The sequence below is a fragment of the Flavisphingomonas formosensis genome, from assembly GCF_009755815.1.
Taxonomy (GTDB): domain Bacteria; phylum Pseudomonadota; class Alphaproteobacteria; order Sphingomonadales; family Sphingomonadaceae; genus Flavisphingomonas; species Flavisphingomonas formosensis.
On the sequence record NZ_WRPK01000013.1, the window covers coordinates 178758 to 196319 of the forward strand.

The 17562-nt window shown below is 62.1% G+C and carries 19 protein-coding genes; 15 read left to right on the forward strand and 4 right to left on the reverse strand.

The features are described from left to right. From GQY20_RS28100 to GQY20_RS28130, 7 genes are all read left to right on the forward strand, one after another. On the forward strand, positions 1-219 hold the full coding sequence (locus tag GQY20_RS28100; RefSeq protein WP_157220472.1) for a DUF2274 domain-containing protein: 219 nt from the start codon (positions 1-3) through the stop codon (positions 217-219). Further along, entirely contained in the window at positions 216-434 is a 219-nt protein-coding gene (locus GQY20_RS28105; protein WP_157220473.1) for a helix-turn-helix transcriptional regulator, read from the forward strand. Before GQY20_RS28100 ends, GQY20_RS28105 begins: the two co-directional genes overlap by 4 nt. Before the next feature lie 62 nt (positions 435-496). Continuing rightward, a complete protein-coding gene (locus GQY20_RS28110; protein ID WP_157220474.1) occupies positions 497-1399 on the forward strand; it encodes an HNH endonuclease in 903 nt (300 codons plus the stop codon). A gap of 2 nt (positions 1400-1401) precedes the next feature. Next, the gene (locus tag GQY20_RS28115; protein ID WP_157220475.1) at positions 1402-2277 is read left to right on the forward strand and encodes a hypothetical protein; all 876 of its coding nucleotides are present in this window, start codon (positions 1402-1404) and stop codon (positions 2275-2277) included. Beyond that, a complete protein-coding gene (locus tag GQY20_RS28120; protein WP_157220476.1) occupies positions 2278-3924 on the forward strand; it encodes a hypothetical protein in 1647 nt (548 codons plus the stop codon). Positions 3925-4026: 102 nt separating this feature from the next. Continuing rightward, positions 4027-5019 carry a hypothetical protein gene (locus GQY20_RS28125; protein WP_157220477.1) on the forward strand — a complete coding sequence of 331 codons (993 nt, stop codon included), beginning with the start codon at positions 4027-4029 and terminating at the stop codon, positions 5017-5019. A gap of 199 nt (positions 5020-5218) precedes the next feature. Next, on the forward strand, positions 5219-5815 hold the full coding sequence (locus GQY20_RS28130; RefSeq protein ID WP_157220478.1) for a sce7726 family protein: 597 nt from the start codon (positions 5219-5221) through the stop codon (positions 5813-5815). On the opposite strand, the gene GQY20_RS28135 is transcribed toward GQY20_RS28130, so the two are convergent. From GQY20_RS28135 to GQY20_RS28145, 3 genes are read right to left on the reverse strand one after another with little or no spacing between them, the layout of a single operon-like run. Further along, on the reverse strand, positions 5772-6854 hold the full coding sequence (locus tag GQY20_RS28135; protein WP_157220479.1) for a beta family protein: 1083 nt from the start codon (positions 6852-6854) through the stop codon (positions 5772-5774). The two genes, GQY20_RS28130 and GQY20_RS28135, sit on opposite strands and share 44 nt — an antisense overlap. Before the next feature lie 12 nt (positions 6855-6866). Next, positions 6867-8132: an XRE family transcriptional regulator gene (locus GQY20_RS28140; protein WP_157220480.1), complete on the reverse strand. Its 1266-nt coding sequence runs from the start codon at positions 8130-8132 to the stop codon at positions 6867-6869. Next, on the reverse strand, positions 8129-8551 hold the full coding sequence (locus GQY20_RS28145) for a DUF6932 family protein (protein ID WP_198351252.1): 423 nt from the start codon (positions 8549-8551) through the stop codon (positions 8129-8131). Before GQY20_RS28145 ends, GQY20_RS28140 begins: the two co-directional genes overlap by 4 nt. 795 nt (positions 8552-9346) lie before the next feature. On the opposite strand from GQY20_RS28145, the gene GQY20_RS32325 reads away from it, so the two are divergent. The 7 genes from GQY20_RS32325 (at position 9347) to GQY20_RS28180 (ending at position 14975) form a co-directional block, all read left to right on the forward strand. Continuing rightward, complete coding sequence (locus tag GQY20_RS32325; protein ID WP_198351259.1) at positions 9347-9670, forward strand: hypothetical protein; 324 nt, start codon at positions 9347-9349, stop codon at positions 9668-9670. Then, positions 9667-10287 (forward strand): glutathione S-transferase family protein, encoded by a 621-nt coding sequence (locus tag GQY20_RS28155; RefSeq protein ID WP_157220482.1) that lies wholly within the window; start codon positions 9667-9669, stop codon positions 10285-10287. The genes GQY20_RS32325 and GQY20_RS28155 overlap by 4 nt, the downstream gene beginning before the upstream one ends. A 32-nt stretch (positions 10288-10319) precedes the next feature. Beyond that, positions 10320-12380, forward strand: a complete 2061-nt coding sequence (locus tag GQY20_RS28160) for an FAD-binding oxidoreductase (protein WP_232476294.1) — start codon at positions 10320-10322, stop codon at positions 12378-12380. Positions 12381-12502: 122 nt separating this feature from the next. Beyond that, positions 12503-13051: a carboxymuconolactone decarboxylase family protein gene (locus GQY20_RS28165; protein ID WP_157220484.1), complete on the forward strand. Its 549-nt coding sequence runs from the start codon at positions 12503-12505 to the stop codon at positions 13049-13051. Positions 13052-13124: 73 nt separating this feature from the next. Continuing rightward, the gene (locus tag GQY20_RS28170; RefSeq protein ID WP_157220485.1) at positions 13125-13589 is read left to right on the forward strand and encodes a nuclear transport factor 2 family protein; all 465 of its coding nucleotides are present in this window, start codon (positions 13125-13127) and stop codon (positions 13587-13589) included. A 19-nt stretch (positions 13590-13608) separates the two neighbouring features. Further along, a complete protein-coding gene (locus GQY20_RS28175; RefSeq protein ID WP_157220486.1) occupies positions 13609-13926 on the forward strand; it encodes a hypothetical protein in 318 nt (105 codons plus the stop codon). A 158-nt stretch (positions 13927-14084) separates the two neighbouring features. Beyond that, positions 14085-14975 (forward strand): LysR family transcriptional regulator, encoded by an 891-nt coding sequence (locus tag GQY20_RS28180; RefSeq protein WP_157220487.1) that lies wholly within the window; start codon positions 14085-14087, stop codon positions 14973-14975. Here GQY20_RS28180 and GQY20_RS28185 read toward each other — a convergent pair. Continuing rightward, complete coding sequence (locus GQY20_RS28185; RefSeq protein WP_157220488.1) at positions 14968-15867, reverse strand: LysR substrate-binding domain-containing protein; 900 nt, start codon at positions 15865-15867, stop codon at positions 14968-14970. The genes GQY20_RS28180 and GQY20_RS28185 overlap by 8 nt on opposite strands. A gap of 52 nt (positions 15868-15919) precedes the next feature. On the opposite strand from GQY20_RS28185, the gene GQY20_RS28190 reads away from it, so the two are divergent. Further along, positions 15920-17374 carry an aldehyde dehydrogenase family protein gene (locus GQY20_RS28190; RefSeq protein WP_232476295.1) on the forward strand — a complete coding sequence of 485 codons (1455 nt, stop codon included), beginning with the start codon at positions 15920-15922 and terminating at the stop codon, positions 17372-17374. Positions 17375-17562 lie beyond the last annotated feature (188 nt).

Genomic DNA, 17562 nt, shown 5'->3' on the forward strand with positions numbered 1-17562 from the left:
ATGGCTGACCTCAAATTGCCCCAGCTGCCGGACCGCAATCCAGTGAAGCTCAGCGTCTCCGTGATGCCGGACCTCCATCAGGCGTTGACAGAATATGCGGCGCTATACGCGACCACCTATGGCCGAGAGGAGCCTGTCGCCGAGCTGATCCCGGCCATGTTGGCGGCATTCCTGGATAGCGATCGCGCATTCTCGCGCAGCCGGGCCGGCTCCAAATGACAGATGCCGAGCAGCCGGAGCGGCTCATCAAACTCGATGAGGTCAAACGCCGTGTTGGCCTCGGCAAGTCGATGATCTATCGTTTGATCCAGGAAGGTCGGTTTCCTGCGCCCTACAAAGTTTCCCCGCTCGCATCGCGGTGGAGCGACCGCGAGATCGTTGCGTGGATAAACGACGTGAAGGACGGGTTCGAAGGGAAGAAGCGAAAACTCTGAAATGGCTCAGACCGCTCCTCCTGGGAGGTGCGAACGGAGCCGCGATCGACTAACCTGCGGCGATGTCACGGCTGGATTTCAAATACACCAAACTGGGTCCGGTCGGGCTGTGCATATATTGCGGCGCAAACGACGAACTGACCGACGAGCACATCATTCCGTATGCGTTGGGAGGTGGCATCCAGTTAGTCGCTGCGTCATGTCGCGAATGCGCTGGCGTGACCCACAAATTCGAAGGTGTCGTTGGTCGGCAGATATTCGGCCCGATGCGCACGAGACATGAATTCCCGACGCGGCATAAGAAGGACCGCCCGGAGCACATGCCCCTAACGGTGCTTCGCGGCGGCCAGCTGGAAGAGGTCGCCATCGCGCGGCACGAGCATCCCGCATTCACGCCCGTTGCCTGGCTTCAGCCTTGCAAGATCTTGGACGGCTATGAAGGCGACCAGCGTCCGATACGGCTCCGGCTGATGGCAAATGAGGGTGTCACCGCCGAGCAGCTCGGAGCGGACGCGATTCAATTCGAAGCCACGTTCAACCTCTCGGCTTTTCACCGTTTCCTTGCCAAACTGGCGCATTGCTTTGCCGTTCTGTACCTCGGGATCGACGGGTTCGACGCCTGGCTTTTGCCGCTTATCCTAAAGGGAGAGGGCGACGCTGAACTTTGGATTGGTGGCGATTACCGTGAGCTGCCACCGGACTCGCGACCTGATCGATCAAATGCCCACTCGATGCAGGTGTCGCTCTACCGAACGAAGACGCATGGCCATGTTTGCGGCGTGACCATTCGGTTGTTCTGCAACTGGTTCGTCGACCCGGCACCGTTTGGAATGCCGGAATATCATGCGATCGTCGGCGCCGTGAACGCGCGCACGGAGGGTCGCCTCGCGTCTGGCCCGTTCTTTCCGATCATCAGCCAGAACGAAAGGCCCACGGGTGCGGCCGTGCGGCAGAAGGCCGATTGAACATGAGCAACGAGGATGATCCGAGACTTGCGAAGGCGGTCCTGTTCTTTGCGCCGGAATATTGGGGCGAGGTTACCCGGTTCGCGAAGCTCTGCTCTGGCACGTACTCGTTGTCGAAACGCGACGCCCGGGCTCTGGCCGGCGTCTCGGCGCATTTCGAGAAGGCTCAGATATTCAAGAGCCTAGCCGAGGAGCTGAGGCCGACCCTCGATATAGATCGCGAGGAGCTTAACAGGCAGGGATTCACGCCTGCAAATCACGCCCGAAAGCTGGCGGCCGTCGTCGAGGCTTTTGCTGTCGAACTATATTCTGCCGCAGACTGCACCGCCCAGGTCCTGCGCGCTACGCTCGGTCCATCAACCCGTGGGTTCAAAGCTTCCACGAGCTTTCTTTTTACGGACTACGGCAAGATCTTTGGGCTGCCTGAGCCAATCGTTAATGCGTTGTCCGCAGCTGATTGGTACCTACCGCTCCGCTACCTCAGAGACGAGCTCACGCACCGCGATACCGGCCATTGCAACCTGCAGGATGATACCGGGCTTGTCAGCTATATGCACACCGGCATGTCGAAGAACGACAAGCCGCTCATCTACGAAGACATCTTCACGACGATGGACGGCAATCTCAACGCTGTGAACGAGTTCCTCGGCCGGGTCTTCCATTTCCTGGTATCGACGCTGTCAGACAATCCAATCCAGCAGTTCTGCGGAATCACCAAAGGCAGAATGCTGATGCGCAGTATCGTCCCGACCGAACCACTTAGTTTCAACAGCGGTACATGTCTCTCGCATCGCTGGTTCGAACAACCAGAAAATCCCGATTGCCCCTTTGCCGAGAATTGCGGAGCGTACCTTCGCGCGAAGGCGATGGTGGCCTAGATGACACTCGACGGTTTTCTCACAGTGTTAGCGCTCGGCGCAGCGATCTACGCGGTTCTTTCGCCGGTACAGCGACTGCGATTGTCCCTGACCTGGCGACCACAGTTTTGTCTGGCCATGCCCTCCCTCGCTGGCATCCTCGCTTTCGAACTTTTCGATCTGCAACCACCGAGCTGCCCTCCCTCGTTCGGCCGCTTCTGCAACCTGCTGACGCTAGGCGGAGCTGATCCTGGACCTGCGCGCAAGTTCGCGTTTCTGATCGCGTTCGCATGGCTCATCGGCGCGATTGTCATTCACCGGATCGCCAAACCGACGCTCGCAAGCGTTCCCGCCTTTACCACTGTCGCCACGGCGCTGATCGACGAGGAGCAATATGGCGACGCGCTGAAACTCCTCGAGCCACACGTCCGACTGCTCGCCCAAGCCAGTCGGCGCAAATGCTCGCGCCAACGCCTTCACGACTGGCTCGACGATTTTGGACCGACACCCGAAAATTCGTTCAAGCGCTTTTTGCGCCGCTCTGGTGAGCGTCGCTTTTCGGGCGAGAGTTGGCCGGGGTGGGCGGCGGCGCCCGTTCGATTCATCTCTCGATGGATCCCCGACGGCGCGCGGAGCGAACATGCTGCAGCCGACATCCTGCAGCTCATCATGACCTCGCCGCAACTGTTCGAGTATATCGTCGCTCGGCGGCCATATTTTGCTCTCAGCCTCTTCCGCGCTGATATCTTCGGTGCTCCAGATTTCCTCGAACGCTATCTGACCGAGTTGATGCGCCGGCAAGGCAGCGCCCTCTATCAGGAAATCGCCACTAACGACGTCTGCGACGGCATGATCGGATATCGGCTTCCGTCGCGGAACCGGATCCTGCATTACCTATTTGCAGATGCCCGCGTCGCCGAGGAGCTTTCGGCCTGGAAGGGCGTCGGCAATTATCTTGAACGCTTGCTCGATGGCGACGAACGTCCCGACTATTGGTCGTGGCTCAACGACCGGCCGGACTGGTTCGATCGGGACCAAATGCAGGATCCGACGTTCGTCGGCATGTTCTTTTTCAGCATTATGGTCAGTGCGGCTGCCAAGCAGGGCGTCGGCTATCATATGTGGCTCTACTACATTCCTCATATCGCGGAACGGCTTGAGCGCGGCTACAATTCCAGTGGCGATGGCATCGACCAAACCGCGGAGTTTCCTACACGCTCCGCGCATCTTCTGTATGATCTCTTCTGTCACCTGACGTCGTGGGTCGAGTTCTTTCGGCATCTGCCCGCGGGGGCAGAACATCGAAAATTTCCCGATCGGCCGGGAGGCGCGGCGACTGTCCCGCACGCGTCCGCCTTGTCGTTGGGGACAGTGCTGTTCTGCGTCGTCATGTCCGATCGGATTGACGCAGGCGTCGTGCGAACGCTGCACGACGTGACCATCCGGACCATCAAAAATCTCCACCCGGATGACGGCGAGGTCTCGCAGATGCGGGCTTTTCTGATCGAGGCACTACTGAGCGGCGGTGAGAGGCGGCCGAACCGACGCTATTGGACCAAGCTAGCTACCCTGCTCGATCAAAACGACGACATGATCGAATACGAGATCCAGGACTATGTGGTGGCACTAAAGGCAAAAATCGACGGAGTCCGTCGGGAGGCCGACTAGCTTCCCGTTGTCGTTGACTGATCCGTCCGCGGGAGGCCTTAAAAGAGGTCACCCCAACCTCGCCGCGATTGGCATGAGCCAGCCAGCCAGTATCATAGCCAAATGCAATTCAAGCCGCGCAACCTCCGAGCCATAGCTGAAATGGTGGTCGGCAACCGAGACCACCAATGGTTTCATTACCGCAGCAGCTTCTACATCACGCGCTTCTTTGAAGAATGTGAGTTGGACTACGTTCATGACGGAACCTCAAGGGTGCCGTGGACGGAGGGCGTGCTTGCCGAGCTGTTGAACGACCCTCAGCCGGGCACCAATCAATTGCCGGAGCGGTTCGCGCGGGTTCTCCGCACGCTAATGGACAAGCGCGAGGCTGAGGATGGCGACAATGACCGCTCTCAGGCTCTGGCGGCCCTAAATGTGCCGCTCATGCGCGAAGGGTTTGAGGGTTATTATGGTGAAGACGGGATCTTCTATGTCCGCCACATCGAGACGAGGACCGTCTCGACCCAAGTGAATCTCTACCGCCCACTCACTCCGGCTGAGCTAGAGAAGCGGGAGCTTTTGGTCGCATACCTCGACATGTGTTCGGAAGACGAGCTGATCGAGGAGGTATTGCTGCCGATGTTTCGGCACCTCGGCTATCAACGGATCACCAGTGTCGGGCACAAGGACAAGGCGCTAGAGTACGGCAAAGACGTCTGGATGCGTTACAAGCTACCAACGGAGCACGTCATTTACTTCGGCATCCAGGCCAAGAAAGGGAAGCTGGATTCCGCCGGCTCTTCTAAGGGCACCAACGCCAACATGGCCGAAATCTACCAGCAGGTTCTCATGATGCTCGGGCATGAGGTGTTCGATTCCGACACCAACAAGAAGGCTCTGGTCGATCACGCCTTCATCGTTGCCGGTGGCGAGATCACCAAGGCTGCACGGAACTGGTTGGGTGGCGTCCTGAACACATCCCAGCGCAGCCAGATCATGTTCATGGATCGCGAGCACATCTTGAATCTATACACGGGGCACCGGCTTGAGCTTCCGAGAGCCGCGCTCCCAGCCGCGGCCGATCCTTGGGCTCTCGATGACGATGTGCCCTTCTGAGCGGCGCCATGATCAGCCACCTCACGGCCTCGGAAACTTGCGTTGTATCGTGGGTTCGAACACCATGCTGCCGGTCCTGTCCGTGATACGATAGGTTACCTCCGGACCGCCTTGCGAGGTGACTCGGGTCGCCCGACAGACGGGCGGGACCATCGCAAAGCGTTTGCGATTATCGGATATCGGAGGCTATTCGACGCATATGGCGTCGGGGGCACTGAGAGATATCGATATACGCAAGGCGGCCTATGGCCGTCTGCTCGTTCATGCCCAGGCCTGTCCCGACACGCTGGTGATCGACGAACTCGGGCTCGATCATGGCGCCTGTCGCGTCGATATCGCGGTTATCAACGGCCATATCCGCGGGCTTGAGATCAAGGCCGACGCCGACACGCTGGACCGTCTGCCGCGTCAGGTTGCGGCCTATGGCGAGGTCGTCGACAAGGCCTCGCTGATCGCCGCACCTCGCCATATCGACGCCGCCCTCGCAATCATCCCTGACTGGTGGGGCGTCGTCGTCGCGCAACGCGGCCGGCGGAGCGGCGTGACCTTTCACCGAATTCGGGAGGAACGGGTCAACCGCATGGTCGATTCAATGATGCTCGCTCGGCTGCTTTGGCGCCCCGAAGCGATTACGATCCTGCGCGGTGTCGGCGTTGCGGAACGCGATCTACGCGCGCCTCGCGAGGCTCTGTATCAACGCCTTGTCGCGGAGCTGCCGAAGCGCATCTTGGCTTATAAGGTACGCGAGACCCTCAAAACCCGTTCAGCCTGGCGAGATCGTCCACCACTTTCGTGATGTGATGGTTGGTCGCGACCCATTTCCAGGTCGTCTGATTGCCACGCTTTTCGCTGCCGGTCCGGCAGCCATCGATATACGCGCTGCCGGCTGAAAAGGTCGGGCCGAGAAAGCGGCCCGATGCCGTCAGACTGGAACAGAGGCCGGGATAAGCATGATTGCTGCCACCCTTGTCCCGCTTCGCTTTTGCCACCAGCCAACCGTCATCCACAGCATAGCGAATGTTAGGCGACCCGCGCATGAAGCGCATGTCACCTTGGGCGAAGGTGACGGCCGCGACAGCATAGTCACCAAAGCCAGGGCGGCGGACGCCTTGGGGAAGCTGCGCGACGAGGGCCTTGTAAAGGAGCCATTCACGGCGCGGGAGAAATTGGATCGCCTGTTTGAGGTCGGCCAGAGAGTCCGGGAAAGAGGTGGCGATGACGGTGACGCTCCGCGCATCGCCGAAAATCGTCGCACCGCTCAAGGCTGCGGTCACGACGGCGATCAGACCATCCTGCGGATCATATGCCGGGCATTGCAGGTCGAGAAGGATGTCGAGCGCGTCGGCCTCGATCTCGAGGCGCGTCAACAGCGCGTCGACATTAGTGTCGAAGTCCGGATCGAGCGCCTCGTCAAGCGTGCAGCGCAGCGCCGCCCCGCGCCCGTCGATGGCGTGGATCAGGAAAACGGCCTGCTGATAATCGTCGTCCCGGTCGAGCGCGGTGACCGGCGTCAGTTCGGCTCCCTGCGCGCGGGTCTCGTCGAACAGGAAAGTGAGCGGATGACGGCCGTCGTCCATCCGCGTTGCGGCGGGCAGTTGGCCCGCATCGAGCAACGCAGGACCATCCCCCCAGCGCTTTTTTAGTTGTTTCGCGAATGGCGAGAGTTGCTCGCCGATTTCCTTCTTCGGCTTGCGCAGCTCGAAGTCGTAATCGGGCGGCAGAACCTCGATCAGCGGCACGACCCCGGCCTTGAGACCAGGATCGAGCTTTTCGAGCGCTTGATATTCGCCCATCCGCCAGCGGAGCAGCGGGACATAATCGGTCGGCATGATCATCTCCCGCTCTCCCTAAAGCCCGAATTGGCGCCGAACCTCGCCATTGCCGACGAGCGTTCTTAGCAGGGTGTAGTCGTCGGCCTCGCGTCGGATACGACCGGCGATGATTGCCGGGCCGACCCCGAAGCGCTTGGCGTCGGTCATGACAGCTTTCTCGGTTCGGGTGTAGCGCGATACGCCGAGCTTCCACTTCTCCGACGACAGGAGCACCTCCTGCGCGAACAGGTCGGCATCGCGTTCAACCTGATCGCCGGCCGGTGCTTCGGTGTCGTCGAAGATCGCGGCGAACTCCCCCTCGCCGATATGCAGTTTCAGATGACCGATCTCGTGCAGCAGGGTGAACCAGAAATTGTCGAGCCGATCGTGGCGCAGCGTCAGCGCGACGATCGCACGGCGATCGAGCGAGCAGAGCGCTGCGCCGTCGAGCAGAGTGCCTGGCAGCTGGCGTTCCACGATGAGCGTGATCCCGGCGGCGCGCAGATAGTCTACCGATGCGGCGGGGCCATAGGGATCGAGGCTCAACCTGACCAGGCCTTCGAGCCACGCATCGGAAATTCGACTGCGATCAAAGGTCGTTTCGGGTGGATCGCGATCGGCAACGCTTCGGATGCGGGCTTCCCACGCAGCAATCGCCGCCTCATGCACCTGACCGTTCGACCGCACGGACTTCCGGTGGAAGGCCATCGGCGCATATTGGGAGTGCGCCCCGCGCAGGAAGGCCGGGACGAGTTCGCTGGCCGCCTTGCGCGCCTGTGCCATCGTGCCCGAGAAATCCTCGAACCAGCCACGTTTATACATTTCGGCGATCGGAAAGGCTTGCCAGGCCTCGGGCGTGACGGCCTCCAGCCGATTATTGCCGACCAATTCAGCGCGCTCGCTGATCCGCACGCTCAGCGCGTCAGCAATTTCGATTAGCCGATCGAGGCTGGCCGACCGATAGCGCTCGGCTTCGTAGCGCTGGATCTGCTGCTCCTTGAGCCCGAGAAAGGTGCCAAGATCCTTCTGACTCATCCCGCGCGCGATCCGTGCCTGGATGAGGATATCTGGCAGGTCATGGAGGCTTTCGGCCGAGAAGGCGCTGATCTGCCCCGAGCGCAGCTTGTCGTAAAAGCTGGCGTCCTCTTCGAGCTCGTCGATCTGGCTCTTGAGGGCAGCACGCTGGGCCTCGATCAGCACGGCCGGCAGGTCGGTTCGGTCGGCCGACAAAGCGGACGCGCTCGCAGTCAGCTTTTCGATCAACGCTCGCGTCGACCGATATTGTTTTTCATTGGTGATCATGGCGTCGCTCCTTTCAGGGGCGCGAGCGAGACGCGCAGAATGCCCTTGGGCAGGCCGGAGAATTTCTCGACTTGGAAGAAATCGAGGAAGGTATTCCCGAGCCCGTCGGGCGAGCCGGCGATGAACATCTCGCCAAGGTATTTGGCCTTCTGCGCCGCGCGCTTGTTTTCGAATCTCAGAAGGACCGGGTCGAGCAAGGCGAGATCGACGCCGAGATGATCCCAGCAGCCATCATAATCGCCGGGATGCGGTTTGGCGGTGACGAAGCTGCCATCGAGGTAGAGAGTCGAACAGCCGGCATCGGCCAGCGCCTGCGCGAGGCGGCGGAATCCTTCGAACAACCAGCGGCGATGGGGAGTGGTCGCGAAGCGCGTTTCGATCTCATCGATCGACGCATCATGGATCCCGGGGGGAAGCACGGGCCATGGAGCCGGAGAGCCAAGATCGACCAAAGTCGGTATCATACACACAACAATATAGTTGTGTTGATGCTTTGTCTAGTCGCATGCGGGTAGGCCTGCTTTCGACCTTCACTAACCTCCCGGTTGGGCAATCGGCTCGTCTGATATCCGGGCGCGGTTGCGACTGTCTGGCAATGTCCGGTCTCGACGGAAGCGTCGCTGGAAGATGTGATGGGAATGACCGGAAAGTCCCAAGCCCGGTCGATCAGCGACTGCCGAAAACTTGCTTTGTATCGTGGGTTCGAATACCGTGCCCGCAGTCGAACTGAGCCGACAAGTGACGGTTTTCAGAGGAAAAAGTCGACGAGGTATATTCCGAGGTATTGCGGAAATTCGGATCGATCATAAGCGCAGGAAATCAGCCGCTTAGCCGATTAGTTCGAATCCCTCCCGCTCCGCCAGCTGGCGCCCATGATATCCTGATTTACAAGGGAATATGGGCCAGCTGATCCGCCTCGCCACCCGACAGCAATTCGCTCTGGAACTCCTCGGGCGCGGGGAGCGGTTTGAGGCGCCCTGATTCGATCGTTCTTTTCGACGCTTGCTCGAATCCAGCAGGGGAGGCTGCGATTCAAGGTGGCGAACGGATTGGAGTTCGCCATGGCGATCCCGCGTCTCGGTGAGGAGGGCCGGCCGCCGCTCGAAGGACGGGGCGCAAGCCCGGCGTCTGCTTGCGTTGGCGGTGATCTATGATGGAGCGAGCCGGACTGAGGCGCCGCGGATCGGCGGCATTACGCTGCAGATCGCCCGGCATTGGGTGGTGACGTTCAATGCGGCGACGGGCCGATCGACCGGAAGGTGCCAGAACAGCCGTTGCTGCTCAATGCGACCCGCTGCGCGGCGCTGGTCAAGGCGACCGAGCGGGGTTCTCTAGCGGCTGTCCATGATGTCGTGTGCCGACGAATCGTCGATCTGGCGCAAATGTGTGCATGGATGGGGGATCATGATCGCCATTATTTCATCTTGCGTAATGAAAAAGTCCAAAGAGCGGCCATTATCGTCAATCCACAAATAGACCAATCTTCCGGTGTGGAGCGGGAATGGACCCGTCCTCCAGATCGAAGGAACGCGTCATGAAGCTCTATCACCACCCCCTCTCCGGCCACGCCCACCGCGCCGTGCTATTCGCCTCGCTTTTGGGCGTGCCCCACGAACTGGTCGAAGTGGATCTCAAGGCCGGCGCGCACAAGCAGCCCGATTTCCTGAAGCTCAACCCGTTCGGCCAGGTGCCGGTTTTGGAAGATGGTGACGTCGCGATCGCCGATTCGAACGCCATCCTCGTCTATCTTGCGAAGAAGGCCGGGCGCACGGACTGGTTGCCCGAGGACGCCAGGGGCGCCGCGCAGGTTCAGCGCTGGCTCTCGGTCGCGGCGGGGGAGATCGCCTATGGTCCGGCCGCCGCACGGCTTATCACCGTCTTCGGCGCGGACTTCCGGCCGGAAGAGGTCATCAGCCGGGCACACACCATCCTCGCCCGCCTTGACGCGCATCTGGCGGATCGCGACTGGCTGGTCGGCAAGGGTCCGACCATCGCAGACGTTGCCATTTACAGCTATGTGGCGCGCGCGCCGGAAGGAAATGTCGACCTTTCGGACTACGGACAAGTCAACGCTCTTCTGCGGCGGATCGAGGCGCTGCCCGGTTTCGTCCCCTTCGTTCAGACCCCGGCCGGCCTGTCCGCCGTCACGGCCTGAAAAACACAGCATCTGCGCGTGGGAGAAGCATGATGGAAACGCTGTCCACATGGCATGAGGGCGAACGCTTCATCCAGGAGAAGCTGGGCGTGGCGGAGCATATGGCCTCGGTCGGCCAGCGCGTCATCCGCGACTATATGCCCGACCAGCATCGCAGCTTCTACGCGCAGTCGCCGTTCATCGTGGTGGGGAGCGTGGACGGACGGGGCGACGCCTGGACCACCTTTCTCGAAGGGCCCTCCGGCTTCATCGCCTCTCCCACGCCCACCACCCTCGATATCGCCGCCCGTCCGGACCCGAGCGATCCGGCGGCGGCGGGGATTGCCGAGGGGCAGCCCGTCGGCCTGCTCGGCATCGAGATGCACACCCGCCGCCGCAACAGGATGAACGGCATCGTCTCGATGACGCCAGCGGGCCTGCATGTCGCTGTCGACCAGAGTTTCGGCAATTGCCCGCGCTATATCCAGTTGCGCGACTTCGCTTACGCGCGCGACGTTTCCATAGCCTATGCAGGCGAGGTGGAGTCCCTGAGCGGTCTCGATCGAGAGGCGCGGGCGACGATCGATGCCGCCGATAGTTTCTTCGTCGCCTCCTATGCCGATCGCGAGGCGCGGCGGCAGGTCGATGTCTCCCATCGCGGCGGCAAGAGCGGCTTCGTCCGCATCGACGCGAGCGGGGGGCTCACGATCCCCGACTTCGACGGCAATCTGTTCTTCAACACATTGGGCAATATCCTGCTGAACGGCAAAGCAGGCCTGCTGTTCGTGGATTATGCCAGCGGCGACATGCTCCAGCTGACGGGCACGGCGGAAGTCATATTCGACTCGCCGGAGATCGCGGCGTTCCAGGGTGCGGAGCGGCTGTGGACCTTTACCCCGCAGCGGATCGTGCGTCGGCGGGGTGCGCTGGCGCTGCGCTGGACTTTTCGCGGCGAAGGAGGCTGGTCGCCCAATTCGCTGATGACCGGGGATTGGGTGCAGGCAGCGGACCGGCTGCGCGCCGCGGAACTCGCGACCCACTGGCGGCCGCTCCGGGTGACGGGGATCGTGGACGAGAGCCCCACGATCCGTTCTTTCCATCTCACGCCCGACGACGGCGCCGGGCTCCTACCGCATCAGGCGGGACAGCATCTGCCGATCCGCGTCACGCTGCCCGGCGCGGACAAGCCCGTGATCCGCACCTACACCATCTCTGCCGCGCCTTCGGACGCCGGGTACCGGATCAGCGTCAAGCGCGACGGCGCGGTGTCCCGGTATCTGCACGACCGGATCACGATCGGCGACATCATCGAGGCGCGCGCGCCAGCGGGCGACTTCACCATCGATGCGCACGAGCCACGTCCGGCGGTGCTGCTGGCGGGCGGCGTCGGAATCACGCCGCTGCTCGCGATGCTGCGCCATGTCGTCTACGAGGGCGTGCGCAAGCAGCGGGTCAGGCCGACCTTCTTGTTCCACGCCGCGAAGACCGTGGCGGAGCGCCCCTTTGCGGAGGAGCTTGCTCGGCTGGTCGAGTCCTCGTTCAGTGCCGTGAAGCTGATCCGGGTGCTGGGCGATCCCGTCGGCGCGAGCGAAGGCGTCGACTATGACGCCGCCGGGCGGATCGACATGGCGCTGCTCACGCGCTTCCTGCCGTTCAATGACTATGATTTCTATCTCTGCGGTCCGCCGGGCTTCACGCAGGCGCTCTATGACGGGTTGCGCGGATTGAACGTCGCCGACAGCCGCATCCATGCGGAATCGTTCGGCCCATCGTCGCTTGTGCGGCTTGCCGATGTGTCGGCCCTGCCCCCCGCCGTCCAGTCGCCGACGTCGACCAAACCGGTGTCGGTCGCCTTCATGGGTTCGCTGAAAGAGGCCCGGTGGACGCCGGAGTCAGGCACGCTGTTGGAACTTGCCGAAGCAAGAGGGTTGGAACCCGAATTCAGCTGCCGGGAAGGTACCTGCGGCACCTGCAAGACGAAGCTGCTGCGCGGTGCCGTCACCCATATCCGCCAGCCGCGCGTCGCGCTGGCCGATGACGAAGTGCTCATCTGCAGCGCGGTGCCCGCCCAGCAGGCAGACGGTAGCGACGTTAGCATCCAGCTGGAGCTGTGAACTCGGATTAGAGCCACCAGAGGCAATAGTTACTTCCACCTTTTGCTCATTCATTCGACAACCGAAACGATCATCTCTCTCTTGCCGAGAGCAAGTCGCCCTCTCCAAAGGAGCCAAGTCCGATGTCCCTCATCCCCACCCCCGCAACCATCGCCGATGCGCCCGAAGCGTCGCAGCCGATCCTGGAAGCCGTGCAGAAGCAGATGGGCGCCGTCCCCAACATCTTTCGCCTGATCGCGAACAGCCCGGCCACGCTGAGTGGTCTCACCGCGCTGCAGGGCGCGCTCGGCAAGGGCAAGCTGTCGCTTGCCACACGCGAGCGGCTGGCGCTGACGATGGCGGAAGCGAATGGCTGCACCTATTGCCTGTCCGCTCACAGTTTCACCGCCGCGAAGTTCGCCAAGCTGGACGCCACCGAGATCGCCGCAGCCCGCAACGGCACGTCGAGCGATGCAGAGGCAGCTGCCGCACTGACCTTCGCACGCGCCCTGACAGTGGCGCGCGGTGCGGTCGCTCCGACCGAGGTCGAGGCAGTGCGCGCCGCAGGCTATAGCGACGGGGAAATTCTCGAGATCATCGCGCAGGTCGCGCTCAATACCTTTACCAACTATGTCAACGAGGCGCTGGGAACCGCGATCGATTTCCCCCGCATCGATCGCCAGGTCGCCTGACCGTAGGCGCGCGCCCGCTTCCCCGGAGCCGCCCACCGCATCTTTCTTCCCTGCTCGAACAAGGAGAAGCCGCATGTCCAGACCACCCCTGCCTCCCTTCACGCGCGAAAGCGCCATCGAGAAGGTCCGCCTTGCCGAAGATGGCTGGAACAGCCGCGATGCCGCCAAGGTCGCGCTGGCCTACACAACCGACACGCGCTGGCGAAACCGGGTCGAGTTCGCCACCAACCGCGAGGAGGCGCAGGCCTTCCTGACCCGCAAGTGGAACAAGGAACTCGATTATCGCCTGATCAAGGAACTCTGGGCGTTCACCGGCAACCGCATTGCCGTGCGCTATGCCTATGAATATCGGGACGACAGCGGCCAATGGTTTCGCGCCTATGGCAACGAGAATTGGGAGTTTGCCGAAGACGGCCTGATGGCGAACCGCCACGCCAGCATCAACGAAATGCCGATCCGTGAAGGGGATCGCAAGTTCCGCTGGCCGCTCGGCCGTCGGCCCGATGACCATCCGGGCCTTAGCGATCTTGGCCTGTGAAGCGGCGAAGGATCGGGCGATGTCGACCCCATGGCTCGATGCGCTGACCTGCCTGTCGATCGAAATGGCGCTGACGGGGGACCGGGACGATCCGGTGCTTCATCAGCGCCAGAACAGCCAGGCGGCACGGCTGGGAATGTCGGGGGCCGAGATCGATGCCGCGCGCGCCGGGCGCAGTTTCGATCTGCGACGGTCGCGGGCGCTTGCGCTGGCGCTCGCTTCGACGGACGAACGGGATGAGGTGCGGGAACGCGCGCGGCAGGCAGGCCTTTGCGAACAGGCATGCCGTGAAGTCGAGCGCCTCGCCGGACAGGTCCGGGCGATCGATAAACAATAGTGCAGGTGGCGGACGCGCTTCCACATCGTTGCCTTTGCCTGCGGCGTCTGAGCATGTCAGACGCAAGGGCTGTCGTGGCGACATGCTCCGTGCTGCAGATGATTGCGACGCAAAAATGCTGATGCGCCTCATGGGAAGGCAGGAGTGAAGGGGGAGCAATGGACCGGTGGCAGGCGATGCGGATCTTCGTGAAGGTCGCGGAGACGGAGAGCTTCGCCGCGACTTCCCGCCTCCTGCACATGAGTGCCCCTGCCGTGACGCGGGCGGTCGCCGCGCTGGAGGAACTGATCGGCGCCCGCCTGTTCGTGCGGACCACCCGGTCGGTGAAGATGACCGAAGCAGGGGCGCGCTATTTTGAGGATTGTCGGCGCATCCTGTCCGACATCGCAGAAGCGGAGGCAGCGGCGGCGGGTTCCTACGCGACGCCTGCCGGAACGCTGACCGTCACCGCCTCGGTCATGTTCGGCCAGATGTACGTCCTTCCAGTCATGACCGAATATCTCGACAACTGGCCGACGATGTACGGGCGGACCTTCTTCATCGATCGCCCGGTGAACATAGTGGATGAGGGCGTGGATGTGGCTATCCGCATCGGTCATCTGCCGGATTCCGGCCTGACTGCGATCAGGGTCGGCTCCGTGCGCCGGGTGGTGTGTGGCGCGCCGGCTTATTTCGAAAAGCAGGGCGTGCCTCTGACGCCTGCTGACCTCAAGGCCCACCGCGTTGCAGCGGCAACGAGCGCATGGGCATCACCCGAATGGCGCTTCGCCCGCGACCAGCGTGTGACGATCGAGGCGACGCTCCAGTGCAATACCAACGAGGCCGCGATCGCGACGGCGCGATCGGGATGGGGTCTGACGCGTGTGCTGCATTACCAGATTGGTCCGGCGCTCGTGGCTGGCGATCTCCAGATCGTGCTGGCGGATCATGAGGAACCGCCGCTACCGATCCATGTCGTCCATCCCGAAGGCCGCCACGCTCCGGCCAAGGTGCGTGCATTCGTCGATCTGGCGGTGGACCGGCTGCGGGCGAACCGCCTGTTCAACTGAACTCGGCGTTTACCTCCCGGATCAGGTCCACCAGTGCGCGAAGGTTCGGCGGCAGATGGCGCCGGCCGGGAAAGTAAAGCGACAGGCCCTCGAACGGCGGCGTCCATTCGTCCAGAAGCTGGATAAGCCTGCCTGCGACCACATGGCCGCGCGCGCCCTTCTCCTCGACATAGGCCAGGCCCGCGCCTGCGAGTGCAGCGGACAGGACCAGGTCGGAAGCGTCGAAGACCAGATTGCCCGGCACGTCCAGCGCCATGGCATGTCCTCGCCGCTCAAACTCCCAGCGGTATAGACGACCGCTCGAAAGGCGCATCTGGACGCATTGATGTGCGGCCAGATCGCGCGGGACCAAGGGCCGTTCGCGCCCTTCCAGATAAGCAGGTGAACCCACGACGATCATGCGCAGTTTACGAAAGACCGGTACAGCCACCATGTCGGGCGGGATCGCGTCATGCAGGCGCGCACCAGCATCGAAGCCCGCTGCGGTGATGTCGATCAACGCATCATCGGTAACAATCTCCAGCCGCACTTTCGGATAGCGCCGCCCATATTCGAGGAGGATCGGATCCAGCATGAGGCGTGCCGCTCCGTGCGACATATTGATCCGCAACGAGCCGTTCGGTTCGCTCGCATGGATCCCGATCCCCTCGACAGCGGCATCGATCGCCCCCAGCGCCGGCTCGATCTGCCCGACGAGTTCCTCACCCGCCGACGTCAGCGAAACGCTGCGCGTCGTGCGATTGAACAGGCGTACGGCGAGACGCTCTTCCAGCGCCGCGATGGCGTGGCTGATGGCCGAAGAGGATATGCCGAGCATCCTTGCGGCAGGGCGGAAACCGCGGTGCCGAGCCACGGCGACAACCGCTTCCAGCTCGGTGAGAGAGGCTCTCACTGATCGATCCTACTCATCAACCCATCCTCATCTGTCCATCTTATCATGACAGATGGTGCAGCGCATCTATGCCATCTCGTCGAAGGCAGACATGCAGATCATCACCACCAACTATATCGACGGCGATTTCCGGAAATCGAGCGGGACGTCTGAAGCCCCGCTCTACAATCCTGCCACGGAGCAGCAGATCGGCACTGTACGTCTTTCCACCTTTGACGATGTCGATGCCGCAGTCTCCGCCGCAAAGGCTTCCTATCCGTCTTTTTCCGCGACCTCCATCGAGGAACGGGTGGACATGCTCGGCCGTCTTGCCGAGGCAGTTGCCGCGCGTTCAGAGCCGCTCGCGACGGCCATGCGGGAGGAATATGGCGCCCCCTCCGGATTCGTCTCCTTCAGCGCGGAGCGAGCCGGCACCGTGTTCCTCGACATGGCAAGGGCCGTCATCGACTATCCATGGCGCCAGACGATCGGCAGCGCGGAAGTCGAGATGCGTCCTCTTGGCGTGGCAGCCGCGATAACGCCCTGGAACAGCAACATCGGCTTCATCTGCGCCAAGCTGGCAACGGCGGTAGCGGCAGGCTCTCCCATCGTCATCAAACCGTCAGAGATGAGCGCGATCCAAACCCAGCTTCTGCTGGAAGCATTGCACCAAGCCGGCTTGCCTCGCGGCGTGCTGAATGTCGTCAACGGTGACGGGCAAACATGCGGCTCAGCACTGACGGCGCACCCGGATGTCGCCAAGATCAGCTTCACGGGTTCGACGGCGACAGGCCGCGCAATTTTGCGCGCCGCGGCCGACACCATGAAGCGCGTCACACTCGAATTGGGAGGCAAGGGCGCGCAGATCATTCTCGACGATGCCGATCTCGATCGGGCGGCAGAACAAGCGCTGACAAGCGGCTTTATGAACAGCGGCCAAGCATGCATCGCCGGTACGCGTGTCCTGATTCCGTCCCGCCTCAAATTTGCCTTCGAGCAAAAACTGGCCGGCGCCCTTTCCAGCTACCCGGTTGGACCCGCGAGCGATCCCGCAGCCCGGATCGGGCCGATGGTCAGCCAGAAGCAGTGGGAGCGTGTCCAGTCCTATATCGCGCTCGGCATCGAAGAAGGCGCCAGGGTGATCGCCGGCGGCCTCGGCCGTCCTGACGAGTTGGATCGAGGCTGGTTCGTGCGACCCACAGTGTTCAGCGACGTAGACAACGGCATGCGCGTCGCGCGGGAGGAGATTTTCGGGCCCGTTCTGTGCATCCTGTCCTATGAAGATGACGACGATGCCGTGCGCATCGCCAACGATACGAGCTATGGTCTTCAGAACTACGTCCTGTCCGGTGACGTGGAACGCGCCCGCAAAGTTGCAAGGCAGTTGGACAGCGGCCGCGTCGTGATCAATGGCGCGCCACATGAACCGATGGCGCCCTTCGGAGGATTCAGGCAGTCCGGGATGGGACGTGAATATGGCGCCTTCGGCCTGACGTCCTTTCTTGAGCCGCGCGCTATCCTGACCTGACAAGGACATATTCCTGAATTGCCGCGGCGAACCTGTGGCGACGGCAACGCCCACCTATCCTGCCGCTTTAGAGCATTTTGTGATCATACGGGATCATATCCGGCATGACGGATATAATTCTGACATTCGTGGGCGGGGAAGAGGTCGAGGAGTTGTCCGGTTCGATCCCATAAGGCGTCGCGAGAACG

Bases quoted from the DNA above. Each gene is read 5' to 3' on its own strand.
- GQY20_RS28100 (WP_157220472.1), top strand. From the start codon at position 1: ATGGCTGACCTCAAATTGCCCCAGCTGCCGGACCGCAATCCAGTGAAG.
- GQY20_RS28105 (WP_157220473.1), top strand. From the start codon at position 216: ATGACAGATGCCGAGCAGCCGGAGCGGCTCATCAAACTCGATGAGGTC.
- GQY20_RS28110 (WP_157220474.1), top strand. From the start codon at position 497: ATGTCACGGCTGGATTTCAAATACACCAAACTGGGTCCGGTCGGGCTG.
- GQY20_RS28115 (WP_157220475.1), top strand. From the start codon at position 1,402: ATGAGCAACGAGGATGATCCGAGACTTGCGAAGGCGGTCCTGTTCTTT.
- GQY20_RS28120 (WP_157220476.1), top strand. From the start codon at position 2,278: ATGACACTCGACGGTTTTCTCACAGTGTTAGCGCTCGGCGCAGCGATC.
- GQY20_RS28125 (WP_157220477.1), top strand. From the start codon at position 4,027: ATGCAATTCAAGCCGCGCAACCTCCGAGCCATAGCTGAAATGGTGGTC.
- GQY20_RS28130 (WP_157220478.1), top strand. From the start codon at position 5,219: ATGGCGTCGGGGGCACTGAGAGATATCGATATACGCAAGGCGGCCTAT.
- GQY20_RS28135 (WP_157220479.1), bottom strand. From the start codon at position 6,854: ATGATCATGCCGACCGATTATGTCCCGCTGCTCCGCTGGCGGATGGGC.
- GQY20_RS28140 (WP_157220480.1), bottom strand. From the start codon at position 8,132: ATGATCACCAATGAAAAACAATATCGGTCGACGCGAGCGTTGATCGAA.
- GQY20_RS28155 (WP_157220482.1), top strand. From the start codon at position 9,667: ATGAAGCTCTATCACCACCCCCTCTCCGGCCACGCCCACCGCGCCGTG.
- GQY20_RS28160 (WP_232476294.1), top strand. From the start codon at position 10,320: ATGGAAACGCTGTCCACATGGCATGAGGGCGAACGCTTCATCCAGGAG.
- GQY20_RS28165 (WP_157220484.1), top strand. From the start codon at position 12,503: ATGTCCCTCATCCCCACCCCCGCAACCATCGCCGATGCGCCCGAAGCG.
- GQY20_RS28170 (WP_157220485.1), top strand. From the start codon at position 13,125: ATGTCCAGACCACCCCTGCCTCCCTTCACGCGCGAAAGCGCCATCGAG.
- GQY20_RS28175 (WP_157220486.1), top strand. From the start codon at position 13,609: ATGTCGACCCCATGGCTCGATGCGCTGACCTGCCTGTCGATCGAAATG.
- GQY20_RS28180 (WP_157220487.1), top strand. From the start codon at position 14,085: ATGGACCGGTGGCAGGCGATGCGGATCTTCGTGAAGGTCGCGGAGACG.
- GQY20_RS28190 (WP_232476295.1), top strand. From the start codon at position 15,920: ATGGTGCAGCGCATCTATGCCATCTCGTCGAAGGCAGACATGCAGATC.